Annotated in this window: 32 protein-coding genes; 13 read left to right on the top strand and 19 right to left on the bottom strand. The window is 60.3% G+C overall.

Annotated elements, in window-relative coordinates; all coding sequences use genetic code 11:
* On the bottom strand, positions 1-480 hold a 480-nt coding region (locus tag ATY29_RS03750; protein WP_133118179.1), incomplete at its 3' end, for an aminotransferase class I/II-fold pyridoxal phosphate-dependent enzyme.
* A 221-nt stretch (positions 481-701) separates the two neighbouring features.
* A complete protein-coding gene (locus ATY29_RS03745; protein WP_025416086.1) occupies positions 702-1,115 on the bottom strand; it encodes a hypothetical protein in 414 nt (137 codons plus the stop codon).
* A gap of 147 nt (positions 1,116-1,262) precedes the next feature.
* Between ATY29_RS03745 and ATY29_RS03740 the strand changes: the two genes are divergently transcribed.
* Positions 1,263-3,113, top strand: coding sequence for a PHA/PHB synthase family protein (locus tag ATY29_RS03740; protein WP_038573818.1), 1,851 nt, complete (start codon positions 1,263-1,265; stop codon positions 3,111-3,113).
* Between the two features lie 207 nt (positions 3,114-3,320).
* Positions 3,321-4,655: a DUF2778 domain-containing protein gene (locus ATY29_RS03735; protein WP_025416085.1), complete on the top strand. Its 1,335-nt coding sequence runs from the start codon at positions 3,321-3,323 to the stop codon at positions 4,653-4,655.
* 29 nt (positions 4,656-4,684) lie between these two features.
* Here ATY29_RS03735 and ATY29_RS03730 read toward each other — a convergent pair whose 3' ends face one another.
* Complete coding sequence (locus tag ATY29_RS03730; RefSeq protein ID WP_097535205.1) at positions 4,685-5,842, bottom strand: pyridoxal phosphate-dependent aminotransferase; 1,158 nt, start codon at positions 5,840-5,842, stop codon at positions 4,685-4,687.
* Here ATY29_RS03730 and ATY29_RS36710 point away from each other — a divergent pair.
* The 7 genes from ATY29_RS36710 (at position 5,801) to ATY29_RS03700 (ending at position 10,882) form a co-directional block, all read left to right on the top strand.
* Positions 5,801-5,947 carry a hypothetical protein gene (locus ATY29_RS36710; RefSeq protein ID WP_165779383.1) on the top strand — a complete coding sequence of 49 codons (147 nt, stop codon included), beginning with the start codon at positions 5,801-5,803 and terminating at the stop codon, positions 5,945-5,947. The genes ATY29_RS03730 and ATY29_RS36710 overlap by 42 nt on opposite strands.
* A gap of 99 nt (positions 5,948-6,046) precedes the next feature.
* A complete protein-coding gene (locus ATY29_RS03725; protein ID WP_025416083.1) occupies positions 6,047-6,805 on the top strand; it encodes a DsbA family protein in 759 nt (252 codons plus the stop codon).
* Between the two features lie 161 nt (positions 6,806-6,966).
* Positions 6,967-7,404: a type II 3-dehydroquinate dehydratase gene (gene aroQ, locus ATY29_RS03720; protein WP_097535204.1), complete on the top strand. Its 438-nt coding sequence runs from the start codon at positions 6,967-6,969 to the stop codon at positions 7,402-7,404.
* A 20-nt stretch (positions 7,405-7,424) separates the two neighbouring features.
* On the top strand, positions 7,425-7,895 hold the full coding sequence (accB, locus tag ATY29_RS03715) for an acetyl-CoA carboxylase biotin carboxyl carrier protein (RefSeq protein ID WP_097535201.1): 471 nt from the start codon (positions 7,425-7,427) through the stop codon (positions 7,893-7,895).
* A 4-nt stretch (positions 7,896-7,899) separates the two neighbouring features.
* The gene (gene accC / locus ATY29_RS03710; protein ID WP_172601182.1) at positions 7,900-9,255 is read left to right on the top strand and encodes an acetyl-CoA carboxylase biotin carboxylase subunit; all 1,356 of its coding nucleotides are present in this window, start codon (positions 7,900-7,902) and stop codon (positions 9,253-9,255) included.
* Between the two features lie 7 nt (positions 9,256-9,262).
* Positions 9,263-9,877 carry a leucyl/phenylalanyl-tRNA--protein transferase gene (aat, locus tag ATY29_RS03705; RefSeq protein ID WP_003573463.1) on the top strand — a complete coding sequence of 205 codons (615 nt, stop codon included), beginning with the start codon at positions 9,263-9,265 and terminating at the stop codon, positions 9,875-9,877.
* A gap of 75 nt (positions 9,878-9,952) precedes the next feature.
* A complete protein-coding gene (locus ATY29_RS03700) occupies positions 9,953-10,882 on the top strand; it encodes a DUF2167 domain-containing protein (protein WP_097535199.1) in 930 nt (309 codons plus the stop codon).
* A 140-nt stretch (positions 10,883-11,022) separates the two neighbouring features.
* On the opposite strand, the gene ATY29_RS03695 is transcribed toward ATY29_RS03700, so the two are convergent.
* The 5 genes from ATY29_RS03695 to gatB all read right to left on the bottom strand — a co-directional run bounded on the left by ATY29_RS03695 (position 11,023) and on the right by gatB (position 14,334).
* Positions 11,023-11,463, bottom strand: a complete 441-nt coding sequence (locus ATY29_RS03695) for a DUF2155 domain-containing protein (protein ID WP_003573466.1) — start codon at positions 11,461-11,463, stop codon at positions 11,023-11,025.
* 115 nt (positions 11,464-11,578) lie between these two features.
* Positions 11,579-11,977: an NADH:ubiquinone oxidoreductase subunit NDUFA12 gene (locus ATY29_RS03690; protein WP_003573469.1), complete on the bottom strand. Its 399-nt coding sequence runs from the start codon at positions 11,975-11,977 to the stop codon at positions 11,579-11,581.
* A 103-nt stretch (positions 11,978-12,080) separates the two neighbouring features.
* A complete protein-coding gene (locus ATY29_RS38290; protein WP_342210720.1) occupies positions 12,081-12,386 on the bottom strand; it encodes a GNAT family N-acetyltransferase in 306 nt (101 codons plus the stop codon).
* Complete coding sequence (locus ATY29_RS03680) at positions 12,325-12,828, bottom strand: GNAT family N-acetyltransferase (protein WP_003573471.1); 504 nt, start codon at positions 12,826-12,828, stop codon at positions 12,325-12,327. The genes ATY29_RS38290 and ATY29_RS03680 overlap by 62 nt, the downstream gene beginning before the upstream one ends.
* 3 nt (positions 12,829-12,831) lie before the next feature.
* On the bottom strand, positions 12,832-14,334 hold the full coding sequence (gatB, locus tag ATY29_RS03675; RefSeq protein WP_025416078.1) for an Asp-tRNA(Asn)/Glu-tRNA(Gln) amidotransferase subunit GatB: 1,503 nt from the start codon (positions 14,332-14,334) through the stop codon (positions 12,832-12,834).
* Between the two features lie 147 nt (positions 14,335-14,481).
* Between gatB and ATY29_RS03670 the strand changes: the two genes are divergently transcribed.
* Positions 14,482-14,793, top strand: a complete 312-nt coding sequence (locus ATY29_RS03670) for a DUF1294 domain-containing protein (protein ID WP_003573474.1) — start codon at positions 14,482-14,484, stop codon at positions 14,791-14,793.
* A 4-nt stretch (positions 14,794-14,797) separates the two neighbouring features.
* On the opposite strand, the gene ATY29_RS03665 is transcribed toward ATY29_RS03670, so the two are convergent.
* The gene (locus ATY29_RS03665) at positions 14,798-15,304 is read right to left on the bottom strand and encodes a GNAT family N-acetyltransferase (RefSeq protein WP_003573476.1); all 507 of its coding nucleotides are present in this window, start codon (positions 15,302-15,304) and stop codon (positions 14,798-14,800) included.
* Between the two features lie 305 nt (positions 15,305-15,609).
* On the opposite strand from ATY29_RS03665, the gene ATY29_RS03660 reads away from it, so the two are divergent.
* Positions 15,610-15,867 carry a YjhX family toxin gene (locus tag ATY29_RS03660; protein ID WP_003573478.1) on the top strand — a complete coding sequence of 86 codons (258 nt, stop codon included), beginning with the start codon at positions 15,610-15,612 and terminating at the stop codon, positions 15,865-15,867.
* Between the two features lie 50 nt (positions 15,868-15,917).
* On the opposite strand, the gene ATY29_RS03655 is transcribed toward ATY29_RS03660, so the two are convergent.
* On the bottom strand, positions 15,918-16,193 hold the full coding sequence (locus ATY29_RS03655; protein ID WP_003573480.1) for a hypothetical protein: 276 nt from the start codon (positions 16,191-16,193) through the stop codon (positions 15,918-15,920).
* Positions 16,194-16,330: 137 nt separating this feature from the next.
* Between ATY29_RS03655 and ATY29_RS03650 the strand changes: the two genes are divergently transcribed.
* Complete coding sequence (locus ATY29_RS03650) at positions 16,331-16,828, top strand: sigma-70 family RNA polymerase sigma factor (protein ID WP_003573482.1); 498 nt, start codon at positions 16,331-16,333, stop codon at positions 16,826-16,828.
* 92 nt (positions 16,829-16,920) lie between these two features.
* Here the strand turns inward: ATY29_RS03650 and ATY29_RS03645 are convergent, their stop codons facing one another.
* The 7 genes from ATY29_RS03645 to ATY29_RS03615 all read right to left on the bottom strand — a co-directional run bounded on the left by ATY29_RS03645 (position 16,921) and on the right by ATY29_RS03615 (position 21,796).
* On the bottom strand, positions 16,921-17,307 hold the full coding sequence (locus ATY29_RS03645; RefSeq protein WP_003573484.1) for a response regulator: 387 nt from the start codon (positions 17,305-17,307) through the stop codon (positions 16,921-16,923).
* Positions 17,308-17,379: 72 nt separating this feature from the next.
* The gene (locus ATY29_RS03640) at positions 17,380-17,763 is read right to left on the bottom strand and encodes a response regulator (protein WP_025416077.1); all 384 of its coding nucleotides are present in this window, start codon (positions 17,761-17,763) and stop codon (positions 17,380-17,382) included.
* A 6-nt stretch (positions 17,764-17,769) separates the two neighbouring features.
* Positions 17,770-18,747, bottom strand: coding sequence for a PAS domain-containing protein (locus ATY29_RS03635; RefSeq protein ID WP_097535197.1), 978 nt, complete (start codon positions 18,745-18,747; stop codon positions 17,770-17,772).
* Positions 18,748-18,914: 167 nt separating this feature from the next.
* Positions 18,915-19,079: a hypothetical protein gene (locus ATY29_RS37425; protein ID WP_244597341.1), complete on the bottom strand. Its 165-nt coding sequence runs from the start codon at positions 19,077-19,079 to the stop codon at positions 18,915-18,917.
* A gap of 115 nt (positions 19,080-19,194) precedes the next feature.
* Positions 19,195-20,676, bottom strand: coding sequence for an Asp-tRNA(Asn)/Glu-tRNA(Gln) amidotransferase subunit GatA (gene gatA / locus ATY29_RS03625; RefSeq protein WP_003573490.1), 1,482 nt, complete (start codon positions 20,674-20,676; stop codon positions 19,195-19,197).
* A 58-nt stretch (positions 20,677-20,734) separates the two neighbouring features.
* On the bottom strand, positions 20,735-21,022 hold the full coding sequence (gene gatC, locus ATY29_RS03620) for an Asp-tRNA(Asn)/Glu-tRNA(Gln) amidotransferase subunit GatC (protein ID WP_003573492.1): 288 nt from the start codon (positions 21,020-21,022) through the stop codon (positions 20,735-20,737).
* Between the two features lie 69 nt (positions 21,023-21,091).
* Positions 21,092-21,796 carry a metal-dependent hydrolase gene (locus tag ATY29_RS03615; RefSeq protein WP_097535195.1) on the bottom strand — a complete coding sequence of 235 codons (705 nt, stop codon included), beginning with the start codon at positions 21,794-21,796 and terminating at the stop codon, positions 21,092-21,094.
* 228 nt (positions 21,797-22,024) lie between these two features.
* On the opposite strand from ATY29_RS03615, the gene ruvX reads away from it, so the two are divergent.
* Positions 22,025-22,519 carry a Holliday junction resolvase RuvX gene (gene ruvX / locus ATY29_RS03610; RefSeq protein WP_038574203.1) on the top strand — a complete coding sequence of 165 codons (495 nt, stop codon included), beginning with the start codon at positions 22,025-22,027 and terminating at the stop codon, positions 22,517-22,519.
* Here ruvX and ATY29_RS03605 read toward each other — a convergent pair.
* Positions 22,456-22,788: a DUF6105 family protein gene (locus ATY29_RS03605; RefSeq protein ID WP_003573498.1), complete on the bottom strand. Its 333-nt coding sequence runs from the start codon at positions 22,786-22,788 to the stop codon at positions 22,456-22,458. The two genes, ruvX and ATY29_RS03605, sit on opposite strands and share 64 nt — an antisense overlap.
* The gene (locus ATY29_RS36705; RefSeq protein ID WP_003573500.1) at positions 22,785-22,958 is read right to left on the bottom strand and encodes a hypothetical protein; all 174 of its coding nucleotides are present in this window, start codon (positions 22,956-22,958) and stop codon (positions 22,785-22,787) included. Before ATY29_RS36705 ends, ATY29_RS03605 begins: the two co-directional genes overlap by 4 nt.
* Positions 22,959-23,061 lie beyond the last annotated feature (103 nt).

Genomic DNA, 23,061 nt, shown 5'->3' with positions numbered 1-23,061 from the left:
CCGGACCGCCCGCTCCAGCGGCGGGAAAAAGCTCTCATCCGGCTCAACCGACATGGAGCGGATCACGCCACCCGCCATCAGAAAGCCGAAGGCATGGATCGGATAGGTCGGGTTCGGGCAGAGGATGACGTCGCCGGGCGCGGTGATCGCCTGCGCCATATTGGCAAAGCCTTCCTTGGAGCCGAGGGTGGCGACCACCTGCGTATCCGGGTTGAGCTTGACGCCGAAACGGCGGGCATAATAGGCCGCCTGGGCGCGGCGCAGACCGGGAATGCCCTTGGAGGAGGAATAACGGTGCGTGCGCGGATCCTGCACGACCTCGCACAGCTTATCGACGATCGACTGAGGAGTGGGAAGATCGGGGTTTCCCATGCCGAGATCGATGATATCGGCGCCGCCCGCTCGCGCGCTTGCTTTCAAACGGTTGACCTGTTCGAAAACATAAGGCGGCAAACGCCGGACTTTGTGAAACTCTTCCATTTCATTCCCCATGGAAAGGCGGCATTTCGGGCCGCAGTCGAAGTTCGTTCCGTCTCCCGGCGGCTGCGACACGAACTTCAGAATCGCAACGCCGTATTCATCAGACCTAAGCCACGCGGCAAATCTTTGACGGAAAGGCCGCGGAGCGCGCATTATCGGGAAAATCGTATCTTCCGATCCATCCGGAAGGCTTTGCGTCCAAATTGCCTGAAAGGCAAGGTCTATTTGGAGATTTCGGAGAGCGTATCCGTGCCGTGTTCGGCGGCAAGGCGGCGCATTTCGGCGACCTTGGCCTGATATTCGGCCTCCGAGAGCGTGCCGGCCTTGCGCCGGGCGGCAAGTGCCGTCAGCTGATGCTGCAGGTCGGCCGCCTGCTCGTCGCTCATCTGGACATTGGCGGCGGTCAGCGGCGCGCCGAAATTCGGATAACCGTCCGGCGATTTTGCCAGGCCGCCTTCGACCGCTTCGCCCTTGGTGGCCGGCATGACGACAGCGGTCGGCGCCGCGCGCTTGGCGGCGGCAGCAGCTTTTTGTTCCGCCGTCAGATTGCATCCGGCAAGGGCCATCGCCGCCGCGGCGCAGATCAATGCGATGCGGTTGAAGTTTGCGACGCGCCTGATGCCGTTCTTCGTCATGCCTCAAAATCCAGTTCTGACTGCGTCGACTGTTAAATTTGTCGCAGCCACAAAGCAATAGCATGAGCCGATGCGGGTGGAACTTGTTTTCTCGTTCGATCACGATGTACAACGAATGGATAAAAACAGTGCTGCCGCCGGGAGGAAATGGTGACCGACAGCAAGCAGGAAAATGGCGGCCAGAAGAATGGCGGCAAGGCCGGTTTCAACGCAACCGATCTCGATCCCTATCTGTTGAAGGATCCTGAGGCCATGGCGATGAATCTCGCCCGGGCGCTCGAGAATCTCGGACAGGCTGCCTCAGCCTGGCTTGCGCCGCGCGAACGCGGCGAGATCAGCGAAACCGCCGTCGATCCGATGACCGACATGGTCAAGACGCTTTCCAAGGTCACCGAATACTGGATTACCGATCCTCGCCGCACCTTCGAGGCGCAGACGCAGCTGATGTCCTCGTTCTTCGGCATCTGGATGCGTTCGATGCAGCGCATGCAAGGCGAGCCCTCGCCTCCCGAACCGGATACCCGCAAGGACAAACGCTTCTCCGACCAGGACTGGGAGAAGAACCCGTTCTTCGATTTTCTCCGCCAGGTCTATTTCGTCACCACAGACTGGGTGGAAAAGCTGGTGTCGGAGACCGATGGCCTCGACGAGCACACCAAGCACAAGGCCGGATTCTACGTGAAGCAGATCACGGCCGCGCTTTCGCCAAGCAACTTCGTCGCCACCAATCCGCAACTCTACCGCGAGACGATCGCGACCAGCGGCGAAAACCTGGTGCGTGGGATGAGGATGCTTGCCGAGGACATCGCTGCCGGAAACGGAGAGCTTCGCCTTCGCCAGACCGACATGACGAAATTCGCCGTCGGCCGCGACATGGCGCTGACGCCGGGCAAAGTGATCGCCCAGAACGACATCTGCCAGATCATCCAGTACGAAGCTTCGACTGACACGGTGCTGAAGCGACCTTTGCTGATCTGCCCGCCCTGGATTAACAAATTTTATATTCTCGATCTCAATCCGCAGAAATCCTTCATCAAATGGTGCGTCGACCAGGGCCAAACCGTCTTCGTCATTTCCTGGGTCAATCCGGACGCACGCCATGCCGAGAAGGACTGGGCGGCCTATGCCCGCGAGGGCATCGATTTCGCGCTCGAGACGATCGAGAAGGCCACCGGCGAGAAGGAGGTCAACGCCGTCGGTTACTGCGTCGGCGGCACATTGCTTGCCGCGACCCTGGCGCTGCATGCCAAGGAGAAGAACAAGCGCATCAAGACTGCGACGCTCTTCACCACCCAGGTCGATTTCACCCATGCCGGCGACCTGAAGGTCTTCGTCGACGAGGAGCAGCTTTCAGCGCTCGAAGAGCATATGAAGGCGGCCGGCTATCTCGACGGCTCGAAGATGTCGATGGCTTTCAACATGCTGCGCGCGTCCGAGCTGATCTGGCCTTATTTCGTCAACAGCTACCTCAAGGGTCAGGAGCCCCTGCCCTTCGACCTGTTGTTCTGGAACGCCGATTCGACCCGCATGGCGGCGGCAAACCATGCCTTCTATCTGCGCAATTGCTATTTGAAAAATGCGCTGACGCGGAACGAGATGATCCTCGACGGCAAGCCGGTGTCGCTGAAGGATGTAAAGATCCCGATCTATAATCTCGCCACCCGCGAGGATCACATCGCCCCTGCCAAATCGGTCTTCCTCGGCAGCCAGTTCTTCGGCGGCAAGGTGGAATTCGTGGTCACCGGCTCGGGACATATCGCCGGCGTCGTCAACCCTCCCGACAAGAAGAAGTACCAGTTCTGGACGGGCGGCCCAGCCAAGGGCGAGTACGAGACCTGGATCGAGCAGGCGAGCGAGACGCCGGGATCATGGTGGCCGCATTGGCAGGCCTGGATCGAGACCCATGACGGCAGGCGCGTTGCGGCGCGCAAACCGGGCGGCGATGCGCTGAATGCGATCGAGGAAGCGCCCGGAAGTTATGTGATGGAACGCGTCTGAAAGGGATCCCCTCATCTCTTTTTGAGACGTCGTGAGAAAGCGCAACGCCGCGTAAATAAATTAGAAACCATAATTCGTCATCCTTGCGAAACAGTCGGATGTCGCGGGTGGTCTAAATTCGGCCCATTTGCGCCATTACCGGCCCCGGCGAAGTGTAGTCAGTCAGTGCCGCCGGCCTGCGTAGCGAGTTTGAAAGACGAGTGTAGTATGGCGTTTGCGGTCGGGACGTTCGATGACGTCACCCCTCTTGGCGGATTTGCTGTTCGTTTGCGCAGATCTCGCGGTTTCCTTTACGGCGTTGTCGGCGCCGGATTTCTAACCTCCACATGGCTGATCGCCACCTTGGCGACGATGCATTCCATCGGCGCACCGGTTTCTCGGCCCGAAAAATTCACGCAGGTCGTATCCGCGCCGAAGCCCAAGCCGGCGGCGCACGAACGACTGATCCATGTCGGCAAAGCCGATCGGCTGGCGGCCTTCGATGCCAAACCGGTCATCGCCCTTACCGCCGACCTCGTCCAATCGCATGCGCAGAAGACCAATGCAGCCGCAATGGCATTGGCGGCGCTGACAAAACACAATCGGCTTGTCATGGCTGCCGAGCAGCCTGCGGTTGCCGCGATTTCCGACAGCGCCAAATTCCGCAAGGATGATGTGGTCACAGCGCCACCCGTCGAGGTCGCCTCGGCAGAGACTGTAGAAGACGACGGCGACCGGATCATCGTTCCTTCAAAGGAGGCCGTCGCCGCTGCCGAACTCCCGGCCCTGCTGGCGCTTGCCGATGCGGGGTCCCGGCAGATCGCGCCGCCGCCGGTCGAGCCACCCGCAACTCCTGTCAGAACGGCGTCAATTCCCGCCTCGCAACCCGCACCGGTGGTCGTTGCCGCGGCCGATGACGCGCCGCCTTTCGATCTCGTGCTGACGCCGGAAGAAGATTCCGTGCCGCTGCCGATGGCGCGTCCCGACGGCCTTATCGGCAAACCGGCGCCGACCGCCAAGGGTTCGCAGCGCGCCGAGCCTGCCCTTGCCTACGCCCAGCCGAACTCGCCGATTCAGGACGACGAGGACGATGCGGTGCCACGCTACGACAAGCCGGTCTTCTCGCCGAAGCTGCGCGCCGGCGTGGCGATCTACGACATCGAGAACAGCACGGTCTATCTGCCGAACGGCGAGAGGCTGGAAGCCCATTCCGGTCTCGGCAAGATGCGCGACAATCCGCGTTTCGCGAACAAGAAGATGCGCGGACCGACGCCGCCGCACACCTACGCGCTGACCATGCGGGAAAGCCTCTTCCATGGCGTCGAAGCGCTGCGGCTGACGCCGCTCGAAGGCTCGGATGCCATCTATGACCGCGTCGGCCTGCTTGCCCACACCTACATGCTCGGCAAGAACGGCGATTCCAACGGCTGCGTTTCCTTCAAGGATTACAAACGCTTCCTCGCCGCCTACAAGCGCGGCGATATCAAGCAGCTCGTGGTCGTGCCGCGGCTGAACAACAAGCCGTCCTCGACGCTCGCCTCGCTGTTTTCGTCGCGCAGCTAAGCGATAGGAGAGCGAGCGCCGCCGGCGCGTTATTTCAACCAGGCTGCGATTCGCTCCACCGCCTCGCCGATCTCGGCTTGCGAGCCCGCATAGGACAGACGCAGGGTTCGATGTCCCTCCAGCGGATCGAAATCGAGACCGGGTGTTGCCGCGACATCGATTTCCGCGAGCATGCGTTTGGCAAAATCCATGCTGTCATTGGTGAAGCGGGTGACGTCGAGATAGGCATAGAAGGCGCCGTCCATCGGCGAGGCGATCGAAAGGCCGATTTGCGGCAGGCGCTTCATCAGCAAATCGCGGTTGGCGGCATAACTCGCCTTGTAGCGATCGAGCTCTTCGCCGGCGCCGAGCGCGGCCGTGGCGGCGATCTGGGAGAGTTCGGGCGGGGAGATATAGAGGCTCTGCGCCACCCGCTCGATCGGCCGCACCAGGCGTTCGGGCAGCACCATCCAGCCGATTCGCCAGCCGGTCATGCAATAATATTTGGAGAAGGAGTTGATAACGATCGCCTCGTCAGTCAGCTCGAGCGCGCTCGCCTCCTCGCCGGCGAAGGTCAGCCCGTGATAGATTTCATCGGAAATGAAGGCGATGGAATGGGCCGCGCAGTAATCTGCAAGCGCCTTCAGCCCGTCGCGGCCGGTCACCGTGCCGGTCGGGTTGGCGGGGCTTGCCAGCAGCACACCCTTCAGCGTCACGCCGCTTTCCTTCTGCACCGCCTCGAGGCTTTCAGGGGTGAGCGTGAAGTGCGTCTCCGCTGTTACCGGCACTTCGACAACCCTCAGGCCCAGCGCGCCGAGAATATTGCGATAGGCCGGATAACCGGGTCTTGCGATTGCCACCGCATCGCCGGCATCGAAGAGCGACAGGAAGGCGAGATTGAAGCCGGCCGAGGAACCGGTGGTGACGGCGATCCGTCTGGGATCGATCTCCAGGCCGTGGCGATCCCTGTAGTGCCCGGCAAGTGCCGATTTCAGCCGCGCCGTGCCCAGCGCATCGGTATAACCGATCCGGCCTTCGGCGAGGGCTTGGCGCGCCGCATCGAGGGCCGCCTGAGGGGCTGGATGCGAGGGCTGGCCGACCGCCATCGAGATGACCGGATGGCCGGCCGCGCGCCGCTTCGTCGCCTCCGCCAGGACGTCCATGGCATGAAATGGCTCGACTTCGCTGCGTTTCGATATGGAAAACAAGATCGCTTCTCGCTCGGCTTCTTCGATGATGGCCAGACAATTGCCGCATTAATCGGCTCATCACAATCCCGCGAGGGCGGCGCAAGGGTGAAAATTCCTGTTTGAACAGAACTCGGCGCACCGTACCTTGACGCGACGCATTCAAGTCCATAACCCGGCGACGGTCTTCCCGACCAAGACCACATCGCCGATGACGAGGATATCATGGCCTTCTTCTCGAAAAGCTTCACCGCACTGGCGCTTGCCGCATCGATCGCCCTTCCGTTTCCCGCGGCAGCGCTCGACGACCAGCAGAAGAAGGAGTTCGGCGAATTCATCAAGCAATATCTGATCGAGAATCCCGAGATCATGCTCGACGTCCAGGATGCACTGCAGAAGAAGCAGGAAGCCCAGCGGCTGGTGAAGGCCAATATGGCGATCGATGAAAATACCGCCGACATCTTCGATTCGAAGAACGACGTCACGCTCGGCAACCCCAAGGGCGATGTCACTGTCGTCGAATTCTTCGATTATAATTGCAGCTACTGCCGTCACGCGCTTCCCGACATGCAGGCAATGCTGAAGAAGGACAAGAACGTCCGCTTCGTGCTCAAGGAATTTCCGATCCTCGGGCCGGATTCGGTCGCCGCCCACAAGGTAGCCGACGCCTTCCGCAAGCTGGCGCCGGAGAAATACGCCGAATTCCACGTCGCCCTGCTCGGCACCGAAGGCCGCGCCTCGGACGAAACGGCGATCGCGGTTGCCGCTTCGCTCGGCGTCAGCGAGGACAAGATCCGCGCCGAAATGGCCAAGAGTCCGAATGACGGCATCGTCCAGGCGACCTACCAGCTTGCTTCCAGCCTCGGCATCAGCGGCACGCCGTCCTATGTAATCGGCAACGAACTGGTGCCGGGCGCCGTCGGTCTCGACGATCTCGAAGCCAAGGTCAAGAATATGCGCAGTTGCGGCAAGACCGCCTGCTGAGCAGGTCAGCCGCCCGGCGGCCGCCCATCAAATCGCCAAAATCGAAGCGTTTCAACCATGTGGACAAATGTGGCGCGATTCCTGTCGGCCAATCCGTAAGGGCTTTCATTCAGCCTTCGCGGAGTCTATAGGTTGCCGTCGTACATTTTACGGAACATTCGATGACGCAAACGATTTTTGTCCTGAACGGCCCCAACCTGAACATGCTGGGCAAACGAGAGCCCGGCATTTATGGCGGCAAGACGCTGAAGGACATCGAGGCGGACTGCAAAGCTGCCGGCCGCGAACTGGGCTTCGACGTCGATTTCCGCCAGAGCAACCACGAAGGTACGCTCGTCGACTGGTTCCATGAGGCCGACGACAAAGCCGCCGGTGTCGCCATCAATGCGGGCGCCTATACGCATACGTCGGTTGCGCTGCATGATGCGATCCGCGCTATTTCCATTCCCGTCATCGAGCTCCACATATCGAACGTCCATGCGCGGGAAGAATTCCGCCACAAATCGATGATCGCGCCGGCATGCAAGGGTGTGATCTGCGGTTTCGGGCCCCACAGCTACATCCTGGCGCTCCACGCGCTGAAGAACATCACGGCATAAGAAGAAGACAGGGCAACACCATGGTTGAAAAGAAATCGGGTATCGATCAGGCACTGATCCGCGATCTCGCCAATATCCTCAACGAGACCGATCTGACCGAAATCGAGGTTGAGCAGGACGACCTGCGCATCCGCGTCTCGCGCGCCGGCACCCAGCAATATGTCCAGGCGCCGATCGCAGCACCGGCCTATGCAGCGCCGGCCGCCGCACCGGCAGCAGCGGGTGCAGCCCCCGCCGCAGCCCCCGCCCGCAACCCCGCCAATACAGTCAATGCACCGATGGTCGGCACCGTCTACATGGCGCCGGCTCCGGGCGCCCGTCCGTTCATCGAAATCGGCGCGACCGTCAAGGAAGGCCAGACGCTGATCATCATCGAAGCGATGAAGACGATGAACCAGATCCCTTCGCCGAAATCGGGCAAGGTGACCGAAATCCTCGTCGATGACGGACATCCCGTCGAATACGGCCAAGCCCTCGTCGTCATCGAATAGGCCCATGCCCATGATTTCGAAAATCCTCATCGCCAATCGCGGGGAAATCGCCCTTCGCGTGCTTCGGGCCTGCAAGGAGCTCGGCATTGCCTGCGTCGTGGTTCATTCCACCGCCGACGCCGATGCCATGCATGTGCGCCTTGCCGACGAAAGTGTCTGCATCGGCCCGCCATCTTCGCGCGAGAGCTATCTCAATATCCATCAGATCGTCGCCGCCTGCGAGATCACCGGCGCCGATGCCGTGCATCCGGGCTACGGCTTTCTGTCTGAGAATGCCAAATTTGCCGATATTCTCGAAGCTCACGGCATCACCTTCATCGGGCCGACGGCGGACCATATCCGCATCATGGGTGACAAGATCACCGCCAAGACGACGGCGCTGGAACTCGGCATCCCGGTTGTTCCGGGTTCGGACGGCGAAGTAAAGACCGAAGAGGACGCGCTGAAGACAGCCGCCGAAATCGGCTATCCCGTGCTGATCAAGGCAACCGCCGGCGGTGGCGGACGCGGCATGAAGGTCGCCAAGAGCGAGGCCGACCTGATCGAGGCCTGGTCGACGGCGCGCACCGAAGCAGCAGCCGCCTTCGGCAACGATGCCGTCTATATGGAAAAATATCTCGGCAAGCCGCGGCACATCGAAATCCAGGTATTCGGCGACGGCGAAGGCAATGCCATCCATCTCGGCGAGCGCGACTGCTCGCTGCAGCGCCGCCACCAGAAGGTCTGGGAAGAGGCGAATTCGCCGGCGCTCAACGTCGAGCAGCGCATGAAGATCGGCCAGGTCTGTGCCGACGCCATGAAGAAGCTGAAATATCGCGGCGCCGGCACGATCGAATTCCTCTACGAGAATGGCGAGTTCTATTTCATCGAAATGAACACCCGCCTGCAGGTGGAGCACCCGATCACGGAAGCGATCACCGGCATCGACCTGGTGCACGAGCAGATCCGCGTTGCCTCCGGCGGCGGTCTCTCGGTGACGCAGGACGAGGTGCATTTTTCCGGCCACGCCATCGAATGCCGCATCAATGCCGAGCACCCGCGCACCTTCGTGCCGTCGCCCGGCACGATCACGCATTTCCACGCCCCGGGCGGCCTCGGCGTGCGCATCGATTCCGGCGCCTATCAGGGCTACAAGATCCCGCCCTATTACGACAGCCTGATCGGCAAGCTGATCGTGCACGGCCGGACCCGCGTCGAATGCATGATGCGGCTGCGCCGGGCGCTCGATGAATTCGTCGTCGACGGCATCAATACGACGCTGCCGCTGTTCCAGGATCTCGTCTCCAACCAGGATATCGCCAACGGCGATTACGACATCCACTGGCTGGAACACTACCTCGCCAACACACCGGCGGCATAGGGCGGGAATGGCAGGATCGCGCAGGAAGTCACCAGGCATTACCCCTGAAATTCTCCTGCGCGCCTATTCCATCGGCCTCTTCCCGATGGCCGAATCCGCGGACGACCCGGAGATTTTCTGGGTCGAGCCGGAGCTGCGCGGCGTACTGCCGTTCGACCATTTCCATGTGTCGAAGAGCCTTGCCAAGACGGTTCGCAGGAACCCTTTCGAGATCCGTTTCGATCACGCTTTCGATCAAGTGATCGCGGCTTGCGCGGAAGAAACATCCGGGCGCCCGAGCACCTGGATCAACCGGACGATCCGATCGCTCTATTCGACGCTCTTCGACATGGGCCATGCCCATACCGTCGAAGCCTGGGACGGCGATGAACTGGTCGGCGGCCTCTACGGAGTCTCGCTGGGCTCGGCGTTCTTCGGCGAAAGCATGTTTTCGCGCCGGACGGATGCCTCGAAGATCTGCCTCGTGCATCTGGTCGGGCGGCTCAGGGAAAAGGGCTTCACCCTGCTCGACACCCAGTTTACCACCGAGCACTTGAAGACGTTCGGAGCGATCGACGTTCCCAAGGCCGATTATGCCGGGATGCTTGCCGCGGCGATGGAGTCGCCACACCTTAAGTTTTAAGCGGGATCATTTCACCCAGGCGTTGATTTTCGAACCGATTTCATTAGGTTCGCGAACGCAACGGGGGATAGAATTTTGAAACGATATATTGCAGCCGCGATCCTTTTCACCTTGTTTACAGCTCAGGGCAGCGCACGTCCCTACCAGGACATGTTCGCCAACAGGTCCGATTTCACCGACGCAGAAAAGCCATTGCTGGAGAAGCTCGATTTTCAGCAGGGTGTCATTAAGCTGCCTGAAGCCAAGGCAACGCTGAACGTGCCTGCCGACTTCTATTACCTCAGCCCCGCCGACGCGAAGATAGTACTGGTCGATATTTGGGGAAACCCTCCGGCAGCGGCCGAGGGAACGATGGGCATGATCTTCCCGGCGAAATACGCGCCGACTGATATCGAGGCCTGGGGTTCGACCGTGGAATACAGCGACGACGGCTATGTCTCTGACGCCGATGCCGCCACGACGAATTACGACGAATTGCTGCAAAACATCAAAGATTCCATCCGGGAAAATAATGTCGAGCGCGAAAAGCAGGGTTTTCCGAAGATCACGCTCGTCGGCTGGGCTTCCGCGCCACACTACGACACATTGGCGCATGCGCTGCACTGGGCGCGCGATCTCATGTTCGGCGATGACAAGCAACCCCAGCACACGCTGAACTATTCCGTGCGTGTGCTCGGCCGCGAGGGCGTGTTTCAATTCAACTTCATCGCCGGTCTCGATCAATTGAAGGAGATCGAGGGCGTCATTCCGACCGTCACCAAGCTCGTGCAGTTCGACAAGGGAAAGGCCTACACCGACTATGTGGAAGGCGACAAGATCGCTGCCTATGGAATGGCAGGAATGATCGCTGCGGGTGCGGGCGCCAAGATTGCCGCAAAGGTGGGATTGCTGGCACTCGCTCTCGCCTTCTTCAAAAAGGCCGGCATTCTCGTCGTCGTCCTGCTTGGCGGCGCGCTTCGCTTCGCCAAGGGCCTTTTCAACCGGAACAAAACACCGGCCGCATAGGCGCACAATTCGTAAACTCAAAGAGTATGACCTGCTTCGCGCGTCTGAAGAGACTCGCGGCGTCGACCAGGCGCCAGGCCCGCGCTTCAAATCGCTGTTGTTGAATACGTCGCTGACACCGCGACGTTGGCCGAAACGTGTTAGCGCGCTGTCGCCTTGGCGCCGTCCGGGGCGGGCACGTCCGAGCTGGTCTTGCAGTCCTTCAGCCAGACGTCGTAGATCGGGTGCTCGACGGCGTTGAGGCCGGGGCTGGCGGCAAACATCCAGCCGGTGAAGATGCGGCGGATCTTGCGGTCGAGGGTGATTTCGTCGACTTCGACGAAACCGTCGATCTTCTGCGCTTCGGCCTGGTCGCGCGAATAACAGGCCTTCGGCGTCACCTGCAGCGCGCCGAACTGCACCGTCTCGTTGACATAAACGTCGAAGGTGGTGATGCGGCCGGTGATCTTGTCGAGGCCGGAGAAGACGGCAACCGGATTTTCGATGCGTGCGGCATTTGCCGCAACCGGCGGAAGCAGGGCCGAAAGCGTCAGCAGCGACCCGGCGGCACGCAGCGCCATGTTCCGCGTGAAGAGCTTCATGTGTACCCGTCTCCAGACATTTTCAGTTCAAGACCGCGGTCAAGCGCGGCCAACCTGCGGGTAAAGGTCAATTGTGGCCAAAAGCCGGGTTTTGGATTACCCCGGTCGAGCCGCCTCAGTTGCCCGGCGTCCAGGCGTCGTAATCGCCGGTGACGCGCGGACGCTCGCCCGGAACGGCGATGGAGCCCGGCGGACGATAGGCCTGCGCAGACCCGGTGAAGTTCGGGCGGTGCGCCTTCTGCCATTCCTTGGCGATGTAGTTTTCCTTGGACGGCGGAACATCGGTGCGATGATGCATCCAGCCATGCCAGCCCGGCGGGATAGCGGAGGCATCGGCATAGCCCTTGTAGATCACCCAGCGCTTGGGCAGACCGTAGGACGACATGCCGCCTTCATAATAGACGTTGCCGAATTCATCCTCGCCGACGCGCTTGCCGAAACGCCAGGTCGCAAAACGCGTGCCCATCGTCTGACTGTTCCACCAGGTAAAGGTCTGAACCAGAAGATTCCACATGTCTTTTCCTTGTGCCCGCCAGATGCGAGCCAAACCAGAACTCATTTCCTCGCTTATGCCGTCGCCAAGCCGAATTGTCCAGCGATTCCGCGAGAGCCACGGGTCATTTCAAGGTCATCTTGAAGCCCATATGCGAGGGCTTGAACCCCAGTCTCTCACAGAACCGATGGGCATCTGTGCGGATCGCATTCGAGGTCAACGCGACCCGCTTGATCCCGCGGCCTTTTGCCTCTGATATGGCGAACTCGATCATCCCGGCGCCGATCCCCCAAGATTGACTCGAGGGCGGGAAGATCCTCCCGGCGGGCCTGGCGAATGCGAATGTCGGGTAGATCGGCCGCCATGCCTCAATGCCCTTCGAGAGGTTTTTCGAAGATGAGCGAGGGGATGCCGGATTGACCGGGTGCACTATTCTCGTTGCGGCCAACTTCGGTGAAGCCGTGGGCCTGATAAAAGGCGAGTGCCGCCGCATTCTGCGGCTCGACTTCGAGGCGCATGATTTCCGCATCCGGAAAGCAGGTTTCGAGCTCGGCGAAGAGATCGCGGCCGATGCCCTGGCGCTGTAGCGCCGGGCTGACATAGAGGAGATGCAGCATAACCGTCTTCGTCAGTTCCTGCGACATCGCCGCATACCCCATGCCGCCGATCTTGCGGCCGTCGTCGGCAACGAGGAATTCCGCATCCTTTCGCGTCAGCCGCGCCTTCAGCGCTGCCGGCGTAAAGAGATGGCCGATCAGCTCGTCCACCTTGGCTTTGCCATGCAGGCCGTCATAGGTGGCGTGAAAGCTCTCCACCAGCAGGGCGCGGACCTTCTCCAGATCACGCTCACCGGCGGTGCGGACGAAATACACCGCTTATTCCTCGATGCCGAGCTTCGCCTTGACGAGCGCCTGGACGGCCTGCGGATTGGCTTTCCCGCCGGTCGCCTTCATCACTTGGCCAACGAACCATGCCGCCAAGGTCGGCTTCGCCTTGACCTTTTCCACCTGATCGGGATTGGCGGCAATGATCTCGTCCACGGCCTTCTCGATCGCGCCGGTATCCGTCACCTGCTTCATGCCACGCGCTTCGACGATTTCGGCGGGATCGCCGCCTTCGGTCAGCACGATCTCGAAGAGATCCTTGGCGATCTTGCCGGAAATGGTTCCAGCCTTGATGAGATCGATGATGACGCCGAGCTGGGCCGGCGAGACCGGCGTCTGCTCGATGTCCTTGCCGGTGCGGTTCAGCGCGCCGAGCAGGTCGTTGATCACCCAGTTTGCCGCCATCTTGCCGTCACGGCCGGCAGCTACCGCCTCGAAATAATCGGCGATCGCCTTTTCGGAGACGAGCACTGAGGCGTCGTAGATCGACAGGCCGAGTTCGCGCACGAAGCGCTCCTTCTTGTCGTCAGGCAGTTCCGGCAGATCGGCTGCGAGCGCCGTGACGAAGGCATCATCGAATTCGAGCGGCAATAGATCCGGATCGGGGAAATAACGATAGTCGTGCGCGTCCTCCTTGGAGCGCATCGAACGCGTCTCGCCCTTGTTCGGGTCGAAGAGGCGCGTCTCCTGCTCGATCGCGCCGCCATCCTCCAGAATGCCGATCTGACGGCGGGCTTCGTATTCGATCGCCTGGCCGATGAAGCGGATGGAGTTGACATTCTTGATCTCGCAGCGCGTGCCGAAACCTTCGCCCGGGCGGCGGACGGAGACGTTGACGTCGGCGCGCATCGAGCCTTCGTCCATGTTGCCGTCGCAGGTGCCGAGATAACGCACGATCGAACGCAGCTTGGTCATATAGGCCTTGGCCTCATCGGACGAGCGCATGTCGGGCTTGGAGACGATCTCCATCAGCGCCACGCCCGAACGGTTGAGGTCGACATAGGACATGGTGGCGTGCTGGTCGTGCAGCGACTTGCCGGCATCCTGCTCCAGGTGCAGGCGCTCGATGCCGATCTCGATATCCTCGAACTGGCCTTGGCGGTCGGGCCCGAGCGAAATGACGATCTTGCCCTCGCCAACGATCGGATCCTTGAACTGCGAGATCTGATAGCCCTGCGGCAGGTCGGGATAGAAATAGTTCTTGCGGTCGAAGAGCGAGCGCTTGTTGATCCGGGCCTTGAGGCCGAGACCGGTGCGCACGGCCTGCCTGACACATTCCTCGTTGATGACGGGCAGCATTCCGGGCATGGCCGCATCGACCAGCGAGACATTCGAATTCTGCGGCTTGCCGAATTCCGTCGATGCGCCGGAGAAGAGCTTCGAATTGGACAGCACCTGGGCATGGACTTCCATGCCGACGATGACTTCCCAGTCGCCGGTGGCGCCGGGGATGAAGCGTTTCGGATCAGGCGTGCGGACGTCGACAAGGGTCATCTGATACTCTTTGCAGGCTGTTCTTTTCCATTGGTGAGGTAAAGGAAATGGCGTGCCGGTGCAAGGCTTTCGCCACAGCGCGCAGCGTGGTTTGACCCCGGCGGCGACATTTGCCGCGGGTTAACCGAGGCACGATAGAGTTGCCGCATGACGATGATCTATATCACCCAATTGGCCGCATTGTTTCTGGCGCTGAACCTCCTCGTCTTCTTTATTTATTTTCTCGACAAGAAGGCGGCGCGCAATGGCGGGTGGCGCATCAGCGAGCGTACTCTGCTTACCCTCGCGCTGATCGGCGGCAGCCTCGGCGCGGTGGCGGCGCAGCAGCTGCTGCGGCACAAGACGAGAAAAGAGCCATTCCGGTCAATCCTGGCAGCGATCCTGATCCTGCACGGCACATTGGCGGGTGCGCTGGCCTTTGCGCCGCTATGGGCCCCTCGCCTTCTTCAGAATTTTTGAAACGTCAAAATTCCTGCCCGTATCCCTGGCCGTCCGAGGCGAGCTGCTTCGTCAGCCCAACCGAGGGCACGTCGCGGTCGAGCTTCGGGTTATAGGCAACCGAGAGCCAGTGGATGCTGTAGCCATGCTTGCGGAAGAAACCGATCGCTTCGTTGTTGCCGGAATGGGTCTGCATCGCCGCCGTCTCGAAGCCTCGGTCGGCGATCTCCTTTTCGATGCGCTCGAGAAGGGCGGAGCCCAGACCCTGGCGGGTGAAGGCGGGATCGATCCAGAAATCCGAGATGGTTTCGTCCAATCCCTCACGCGCCGCCCAGCCTGCGACCTGGCCGTTCTGCTCGACGACGGTGATGGTCAGCCAGTCGTTTTCCACGAAGTTGCGAAAGGCGTTGCGGGCTGCATCGATCATCGCGTCCGATTCGCCGATCGACGCCATCGCCTTTTGCCAGGCCCTCAGCCCGATTTCGCTCAACAGCTCCGCTTCGCCGTCGCGGGCATTGCGAATGTGGATCAACGACACCTCCGCGTTATCCCGCAACTAGACCATTGAGTCGCGGAATTTACCAGTGCCCGCGGCGGGATGATGGCTGGCAACTGCGGTTTTCGACCGGTTTGATCGGCAAGCACGACTTGACCGCCTTTTGCGCGCTGAATACAAAAACGTATCGAGGTGTTTTATGTTGAGCCTGTCACAGACCCGGTAAAGGCCCTGCCCGCAAGTCCGCTTGCGCGCATGGGCCCGAAAAACGAAGCCCTGACGTTCGAAAGAGCGCCGGATCGTTTTTGCGCGCGCCTCTGGGCGCGATACCGGATCTTAACATGGACATTTCCCGCACGGAGCAGCGCATCCTGCATCTGATGGCCCAAGGCGGCCGCATCGAAATTTCTCGCGACGACAACAGGAAGATCGAGAACGTGAGTTGCTTCACTCGCGACGGCTGGCTCTATCCCGGCGTCGACCTCGATCTCTTCCGCAAGCTGAAGCGGCTGAGAGCAATCAAGTCCTCCAGCGGCCAGCCCTACCGGATCACCGAAAGAGGGCTGAAACTGGTCAGGTCGCAGTTGAACAACAGGTAACTATCATCCGTCCTGACCGCGCCTCGAACCGGCGCGGTCAGGGTGCCGCCTCAAATCTTTGCAGAGAGTTCCATGCGCATCGCCGACCATTCTTCGGCCATCGTGCCCGTGCCGCGTCTCTTACCGGCGCGGCGATACCAGTAATCGGCATTCCAGTCGTCGCCCTCGATGCGGTGGCAGAGCGCATGGCCCCAGTCGAAGGGCTGTTCGCCTTCGTGGCGCTGGCAGATGTCGTGCATTGCCTGCCAATCCGCGTCCATGGTGAAGCCGCCGGCAGCAAGGCGATCAGCGGCCTCGATCAATCGCGCAAGATCCTGTTTCGACATGATACCCTCCCCACCGGCAAAGCCTTCGACAGCAATATCATCGTCGCCGATCTCGGCGTAGGCAGAATTAGATAAGAATCAGCGGTCCGCGTGGAACGTAACGACCGAGGCGAAGTTCACCCGTTATGAGGACGCCAATGCAAGATCATGATCGACCCGGTTTTACGGACGCGGAACTGCTTGATAACATGCCTGCTCTCCGATGTTTCGCCAGGCGCTTCCACAGCTCGACCAGCGATATCGACGACCTTGTTCAGGAAACGATTGCCAAAGCCATCGCGCACTCCGGGAATTTTCGGCCTGGCACGCGGCTGCGCTCCTGGCTGTTCACAATCATGCGCAATACGTTCTGCACGAAATTCAAAATGTCCAAACGAGAATATGTCGGTGAGATCGAAGATTCCGCCGATTGGGCTTCCTCGCCGCCATCGCAAATCTGGGAGGTGCGCGGACACGAGCTGGAGGTGGCGATTTCAGCCTTGCCGGACAATTATCGAACGGCCGTTGACCTGGTATTTCTTCAAGGCGTCAGCTACGAGGCCGCGGCGGACCGGTGCGGCGTTCCGATCGGGACAATCAAAAGCCGGGTTAACCGAGCCCGCCATCAGCTGACAAAGGCGCTCGACACCGAGTGACAAAGCGTGGCGCAAAAAGTGCGCTGCAGATGTGCGACAACGACATGCGCGGAATGGAAAACCTGGGCGCGACAGGTGAATCGCGACTCGGCTTAATGGTATTCCGCGGCCCTCCCGCCGAACAAAGCTTCCGCGATCTTTCCCAATTCGGTCGGCTTCTCGCATAGCGAGAAGCCTGTGAACTTCACCGGAATGATCGCCGGGTCGAACGCAGTTGCGAATACAAAAGGAATATTGCGCCGTTCAAGCTCCTCGGCGACCGGAAATACAAATTCGCCCTCCAGGTGTACATCGAGGATTGCTGCGTCGATCTTTTCATTCTCGACAAGTTCCAGCGCGGCGGTCACGCCGGCGACAGGGCCGACCACGGTAGCACCGGCTTTCTCAAGCTTCCGCCGGGTCTCATCCGCGAGGAAATATTCGTCCTCGACGATCAGTACGCGTTTTCCTGCAAAGAGCTCGATGGCGGAATTTTCCAAAGCCTCGCACCTCTGTTCTCGTTGTGACGGACCGTAGTGGATGATTTGCCGGGAGGCGAGCGCTGAAAGCGATCAGGTCAGAAACGTCTTCAGTACGTCGACAAGCCGTTTCAGGTCCGTCGGTTTTCCGATATTGGCGACACCGGCAAGCACCGGGTGGACGGCAAGTTCCGCGGGATGCACCGCGCTGGCAAGGACGAACGGAACACCCAACGCTTTCAACTGAAGCGCGACGGGCGTGACTTTTTCGCCAACGAGATTGAAATCCAAGACTGCGGCATGAGGGCATTCCTCGCTGACCAGATCAAGAGCGTGATCGACCGATGCTGCCGGCCCCAACACCCGGAACCCTCCAGCGATCAAGGCTTCCTTGAGCTCCATTGCAATCAATAGTTCGTCTTCAACCACGAGGACCGATCTCCTGCCTTCAACATCGATTTCCGCAGGGTCGTCCATCTGTCCTCACACCGGGATTTTAATCATGGCTGCCAAACCACCCGGATCGTATTTAAGTTCCACCTTTCCGCCGAGATGAGCGGAAGTGCCCTCGATCAACTCCGTTCCATAACCGCGGCGCTTTGGCGGTGTGACAGGCAGCCCGTTCTTCTCCCGCCAGTTGCAGACAAGATATGTCCGGTCCCTCGCACCGGCTTCGAGTGCCCAGGTCACATGGATTTCACCATCGGGAACGGACAAGGCGCCATACTTCGCCGCGTTGGTACCTAGTTCGTGGAATATCATGCTGATGGCAAGAACCTTGGAACTGGCAAGGGTCACCGTCGGACCGTCGCAATGAAGACGCTGGGCGCCGGGCTCGCTGACCGACTGCCGCAACAATACTTCAAAATCGGTGGCCTCGCCGGTAGCGGCGAGTTCCTGCGCGCGAAGCGTAACTTCGAGCCGCCCGAGCAGGATGTCGCGATATTCGGTGGCAGTGCGATCCTCAGTTTCCGTCTGCATGGCAATCGCGCGTATCACCGCCAACAGGTTCCTCAGACGATGCCGGGTTTCCGCAATGATGAAATCCCTCTCGGCGTCGTGGCGCCGGCGCTCCGTGACATCATCGAAGAGGATAAGGATATTGGTGCTGTTATTGTCGGGATGAATCAGACGGCGCGCATCGACAAGAAACGTTCGCTGCCCGATCGCTGGAAAATTATGCACCACTTCGAAGCCGATGACGGCGGCGGCTTTCGGGATAACCGACCCGATCAGATGCCGGAGCTCGGCTATGTCCCATTGACCGTTACCGAGATCAAAGAAGTTTTGCCCGAGGATATCATCCCGCTCGACCTCAAAGGTCCGGACGAAAGCGTTGTTGGCGGTCGTCACGCAGAGATTATGATCGAGGACGATAGTCGGCTGGGTCATCGTATCGACGATGCCCTGAGCCAGCACATGTCCGCTTTTCAGCAGACGGTAAAGGTCTTCCAAAATCATCTCTGCGCCGGCCCCTTCGGCAGAAAGGTTGCAGTCGAGTGTGCTCGCTTTCGCGGGTTTGACAACAGAAATTAGGGTGATAACCCTATTATAAAAGGGGGTAGTCACGCTCGTGGAGTGAGCCCTCCTGCACTCCTGTCATCCTCCCTCCAGCATCCCGTTATCGGTCAGCCAACCGCTTCTCCAGATGCACCTTCGCGTTCGATGCCCATGCTCTTGGAAAACTCACGGCCGCGCAAGACGCTGGTGAATCCGCAACGTTCGTAGAGCCTGATCCGCCGGTATTCCAGCATGCGTGTCGAGGCTGCCGTCGCCAGCCCTTCCGTTGTCATCAATTTGTTCAAATATAACAGGAGCGCCCGACCAACGCCCTTGCCCATGCGGCGAAGCCGACGGCGCCGACCGCTTCGTGGTCGGCGGGCGTTCTCTCTAGGATCGTAAGATCCGTTACCACCACTTGGCCGGCGTAAACCGGCCGGCCGCCTGCTCGATGACGTGAGCGGTCTTGAACAGCGTTTCCTCGTCGAAGGGCTTGCCGATCAGTTGCAGGCCGAGCGGCAGGCCCTTCTGGTCGAGACCGGCCGGCACGGCGATGCCCGGCAGGCCCGCCATGTTGACCGTCACCGTGAAGATGTCGTTCAGATACATCTTCACCGGATCGGAAGCGAGGTCCTCATCGGCGACGCCAAAGGCCGACGACGGCGTCGCCGGCGTCAGGATGGCGTCGACACCGGCATCGAAGGCAAGTTCGAAATCGCGCTTGATCAGCGTGCGGACCTTCTGGGCGCGAATATAATAGGCATCGTAATAACCGGCCGACAGCACATAGGTGCCGATCATGATGCGGCGCTTGACTTCCTGGCCGAAGCCGGCGGCGCGCGTCTTCTCGTACATGTCGACGATGTCCTTGCCGTCGACACGCAGGCCGTAGCGCACGCCGTCGTAACGGGCGAGGTTCGAGGATGCCTCGGCCGGAGCGACGATATAATAGGCCGGAAGTGCGTATTTCGTGTGCGGCAGCGAGATGTCGACGATTTCGGCACCGGCGTCCTTCAGCCAGGCGATGCCCTGGCGCCAAAGGGTCTCGATCTCCTCCGGCATGCCATCGACACGGTATTCGCTTGGAATGCCGATCTTCATGCCCTTCAGCGATTGGCCAAGGGCGGCCTCATAATCCGGCACGGGCAGATCGACCGAAGTCGTGTCCTTGGCGTCGACACTTGCCATCGATTTCAAAAGGATCGCGGCATCGCGCACGTCGCGGGCGATGGGTCCTGCCTGGTCGAGCGAAGAGGCGAAGGCAACGGTGCCCCAGCGCGAGCAGCGGCCATAGGTCGGCTTGATGCCGACGGTGCCAGTGAAGGCCGCCGGCTGGCGGATCGAGCCGCCGGTATCGGTGGCAGTGGCCCCGGCGCAAAGATGCGCGGCGACGGCCGCCGCCGAGCCGCCGGAGGAGCCGCCTGGAACGAGTTGCTGGTTGGAGCCTGACGCACGCCAGGGATTGATCACCGGGCCGTAATAGGACGTCTCGTTGGAAGAGCCCATGGCGAACTCGTCCATATTAAGCTTGCCGAGCATGACGGCGCCGTCATCCCAGAGGTTCTGCGTCACGGTCGATTCATAACGCGGCTCGAAACCATCGAGAATGTGGCTGCAGGCCTGGGTATGCACGCCGACGGTGGCAAAGAGATCCTTGATGCCGAGCGGAATGCCTTCGAGTTCGCCGGCCTTGCCGGCGGCGATGCGCTCGTCGGAATTCTTGGCCATGAGGCGGGCGAGATCCGGCGTGACCTTGATATAGGCATTCAGCCGGCCATTGGCCGCATCGATCGCCGAGATATAGGCTTCGGTCAGTTCGAGTGCGGTGATTTCCTTGGCGCGCAGCTTCTGGCGGGCTTCGGCAATGGTCAGGCTGGTGAGTTCGCTCATGGTGTTTTCGCTTCAGGTCTTTAAATTGGCAACAGGGTCGGAAGGAGGCTACGAAGCCTTATTCGACGACTTTCGGCACCAGGAAGAAATTGTGATCGGTGACGGGCGCGTTGGCGACGATATCGGCGGCCTTGCTACCGTCGGTCACCTCATCCGTCCGCTTCTTCATCGCCATCGGCGTGACTGACGTCATCGCCTCGACGCCTTCGACATTGACTTCGGAGAGCTGCTCGACGAAGCCCAAGATGCCGTTCAGCTCGCCGACCATGCGATTTGCCTCGTCCTCGGAGACGGCAATACGGGCAAGGTGGGCGACGCGCTTTACGGTGGCAAGATCGACGGACATGGCATTCTCCGGATGGGATTTTTCCTACCCGCTATAAAGGCCATGTCCGCCCGGTGCAACGGGATTTCGTCAGATCGACAGGCTCTCCGCGGGCTTCAGCGCCTTCACTTCCGTCCTCGATCCCTCCATGCCCGCAACGAATTTATCGGCCGTCTGCTCGATGATCGGGAAGGTGCCGTAATGGCAGGGGATCGCGGTCTTGAAGTTGAAATAGCGCCGGCAGGCAAGGGCTGCCACGGCGCCGCCCATGGTGAAGCGGTCGCCGATCGGCACGAGGCCTATATCGGGCTGGTGCAATTCATTGATCAGCGCCATGTCGGCGAAGATGTCGGTGTCGCCCATGGCGAGGATCGAGGCTTCATCATCGAAATGCAGCATCAGGCCGTTGGCATTGCCGAGCGCATGCGAAACACCGTCTTCGGTGATCTGGGCAGAGGAGTGCAGCGCATTGGTGAAGGTCGCCGAGAAACTGCCGAGCGCGATCGTGCCGCCGGTATTGCCCATCTCGATCTTGCCGACGCCCTTGGAGCCGAGCCAGGCGGCGAGATCGGCATTGGCGAGAACGACGGCGCCGGTTTCCTTGGCAAGCGCCACGGTATCGCCGACATGGTCGCCATGGCCATGAGTCAGCAGGATATGGGTAACGCCTGAAGAGACATCCTTGATATCCTGGCCGGAAAAGGAAGCGTTATGGCTGAGGAACGGATCGAGCAGGATCGTCGCCTTTCCGGTCTCGATGCGGAAGGCGGAATGGCCGAGCCAGGTGATCTTCATGAAATCTCTCCTTTATTATGTGATGCAAAAACCAGTTTGGGGAGATCCGGATGACTTCAGGCAGGATCTGCCCCAAATTCTGAATCCGCATCTCAATCAAAGAATTGGAGCATGATGTCGACCGAAAACCGCTCACACTTTTCGGCATCATGCTCTATGGACATATCTCATGCGGCCGCAAAGAAAAGCGGCGGCGACTTCAATTTCTTTTGACGGGATGAAATGGCGATGACGGTGCTCACGATCGAGGAAATGGCCGAGACGCTTGCCCCGCGGCAGGCAATTGCCGGCCTCGATCTCGGCACCAAGACGATAGGGCTTTCGATGTCGGATCTCGGGCGGCGCTTCGCCACACCCCGCCCGGTAATCCGGCGCATCAAATTCACCATCGATGCGCAGGCGCTCATGGATTTTGCGATAGCGGAAAAGGTCGCAGGCTTCGTGATCGGCTTGCCGATGAATATGGATGGATCGGCGGGTCCCCGGGTACAGGCGACGCGCGCCTTCGTGCGCAACATGGAGCAGAAGACCGCGCTGCCCTTCGTCTATTGGGACGAACGGCTTTCGACGGTGGCCGCCGAACGGACGCTGCTCGAGATGGACGTCTCGCGCGCCAAGCGCGCCGAACGGATCGATTCGGCCGCGGCAAGCTTCATCCTTCAGGGCGCGCTCGACAGGCTTTCCTTGCTGGCAAGATCGGCAGGAGACGAATTCAGCGCCTGACGCGCCGTCCACCAGGCGATGATCGACTTGCGCTTTCTGAAGCCGAGGATGGCGAAGACGATGAGGCTATCCACCGCGATCGCACGGGCAACCAGCGGCGGAATGGTCTCCGGCGGAATACCGAGCGCCTCGCCGTACAGCTGGAACGTCAAGTCATGAACCTGCCGCGACAGCATGAAGATGCCGAAATTCATGTCGTAATAGGAGAGCCAGTACCATCCGCCGAGAAAGACGATGGGGCCGGCCCAGAAGATCAGAAACCACTTCATGCGGCTTCTCCTCCTTGCTTGCGCGTTACGGGCAGATCGAGGGAGACCAACCAGGTCGACAATGCCATGATGCAAAGCACCAGGGTGGGAATTGCGATATCCAGCGCCAGAACTGCGAAAAACATCATCGCCGTTACGAAAAACGTGGCTCTGCCGATCTTGGGTCCCATGGATGTCAACTCGGAGACTCTCACTCATTCCATCTCTGCTGACCGCCACACTGTCGGGTTAACTGCGGCCAGGCAACGTAAACCATTCATTAAGGTTAATGCA

It is taken from the genome of Rhizobium hidalgonense, from assembly GCF_002914525.1.
GTDB classification, from domain to species: domain Bacteria; phylum Pseudomonadota; class Alphaproteobacteria; order Rhizobiales; family Rhizobiaceae; genus Rhizobium; species Rhizobium hidalgonense.
This window is presented reverse-complemented; position numbering and strand designations above follow the sequence as displayed.

Excerpts from the sequence above, each read along its gene's own strand:
- ATY29_RS03745 (WP_025416086.1), bottom strand. The coding sequence starts at position 1,115 with ATGACGAAGAACGGCATCAGGCGCGTCGCAAACTTCAACCGCATCGCA.
- ATY29_RS03740 (WP_038573818.1), top strand. The coding sequence starts at position 1,263 with ATGGTGACCGACAGCAAGCAGGAAAATGGCGGCCAGAAGAATGGCGGC.
- ATY29_RS03735 (WP_025416085.1), top strand. The coding sequence starts at position 3,321 with ATGGCGTTTGCGGTCGGGACGTTCGATGACGTCACCCCTCTTGGCGGA.
- ATY29_RS36710 (WP_165779383.1), top strand. The coding sequence starts at position 5,801 with ATGAAATGGCTCGACTTCGCTGCGTTTCGATATGGAAAACAAGATCGC.
- ATY29_RS03725 (WP_025416083.1), top strand. The coding sequence starts at position 6,047 with ATGGCCTTCTTCTCGAAAAGCTTCACCGCACTGGCGCTTGCCGCATCG.
- aroQ (WP_097535204.1), top strand. The coding sequence starts at position 6,967 with ATGACGCAAACGATTTTTGTCCTGAACGGCCCCAACCTGAACATGCTG.
- accB (WP_097535201.1), top strand. The coding sequence starts at position 7,425 with ATGGTTGAAAAGAAATCGGGTATCGATCAGGCACTGATCCGCGATCTC.
- accC (WP_172601182.1), top strand. The coding sequence starts at position 7,900 with ATGCCCATGATTTCGAAAATCCTCATCGCCAATCGCGGGGAAATCGCC.
- aat (WP_003573463.1), top strand. The coding sequence starts at position 9,263 with ATGGCAGGATCGCGCAGGAAGTCACCAGGCATTACCCCTGAAATTCTC.
- ATY29_RS03695 (WP_003573466.1), bottom strand. The coding sequence starts at position 11,463 with ATGAAGCTCTTCACGCGGAACATGGCGCTGCGTGCCGCCGGGTCGCTG.
- ATY29_RS03690 (WP_003573469.1), bottom strand. The coding sequence starts at position 11,977 with ATGTGGAATCTTCTGGTTCAGACCTTTACCTGGTGGAACAGTCAGACG.
- gatB (WP_025416078.1), bottom strand. The coding sequence starts at position 14,334 with ATGACCCTTGTCGACGTCCGCACGCCTGATCCGAAACGCTTCATCCCC.
- ATY29_RS03670 (WP_003573474.1), top strand. The coding sequence starts at position 14,482 with ATGACGATGATCTATATCACCCAATTGGCCGCATTGTTTCTGGCGCTG.
- ATY29_RS03660 (WP_003573478.1), top strand. The coding sequence starts at position 15,610 with ATGGACATTTCCCGCACGGAGCAGCGCATCCTGCATCTGATGGCCCAA.
- ATY29_RS03655 (WP_003573480.1), bottom strand. The coding sequence starts at position 16,193 with ATGTCGAAACAGGATCTTGCGCGATTGATCGAGGCCGCTGATCGCCTT.
- ATY29_RS03650 (WP_003573482.1), top strand. The coding sequence starts at position 16,331 with ATGCAAGATCATGATCGACCCGGTTTTACGGACGCGGAACTGCTTGAT.
- ATY29_RS03640 (WP_025416077.1), bottom strand. The coding sequence starts at position 17,763 with ATGGACGACCCTGCGGAAATCGATGTTGAAGGCAGGAGATCGGTCCTC.
- ATY29_RS03635 (WP_097535197.1), bottom strand. The coding sequence starts at position 18,747 with ATGATTTTGGAAGACCTTTACCGTCTGCTGAAAAGCGGACATGTGCTG.
- ATY29_RS37425 (WP_244597341.1), bottom strand. The coding sequence starts at position 19,079 with ATGACAACGGAAGGGCTGGCGACGGCAGCCTCGACACGCATGCTGGAA.
- gatA (WP_003573490.1), bottom strand. The coding sequence starts at position 20,676 with ATGAGCGAACTCACCAGCCTGACCATTGCCGAAGCCCGCCAGAAGCTG.
- gatC (WP_003573492.1), bottom strand. The coding sequence starts at position 21,022 with ATGTCCGTCGATCTTGCCACCGTAAAGCGCGTCGCCCACCTTGCCCGT.
- ATY29_RS03615 (WP_097535195.1), bottom strand. The coding sequence starts at position 21,796 with ATGAAGATCACCTGGCTCGGCCATTCCGCCTTCCGCATCGAGACCGGA.
- ruvX (WP_038574203.1), top strand. The coding sequence starts at position 22,025 with ATGACGGTGCTCACGATCGAGGAAATGGCCGAGACGCTTGCCCCGCGG.
- ATY29_RS03605 (WP_003573498.1), bottom strand. The coding sequence starts at position 22,788 with ATGAAGTGGTTTCTGATCTTCTGGGCCGGCCCCATCGTCTTTCTCGGC.
- ATY29_RS36705 (WP_003573500.1), bottom strand. The coding sequence starts at position 22,958 with ATGGGACCCAAGATCGGCAGAGCCACGTTTTTCGTAACGGCGATGATG.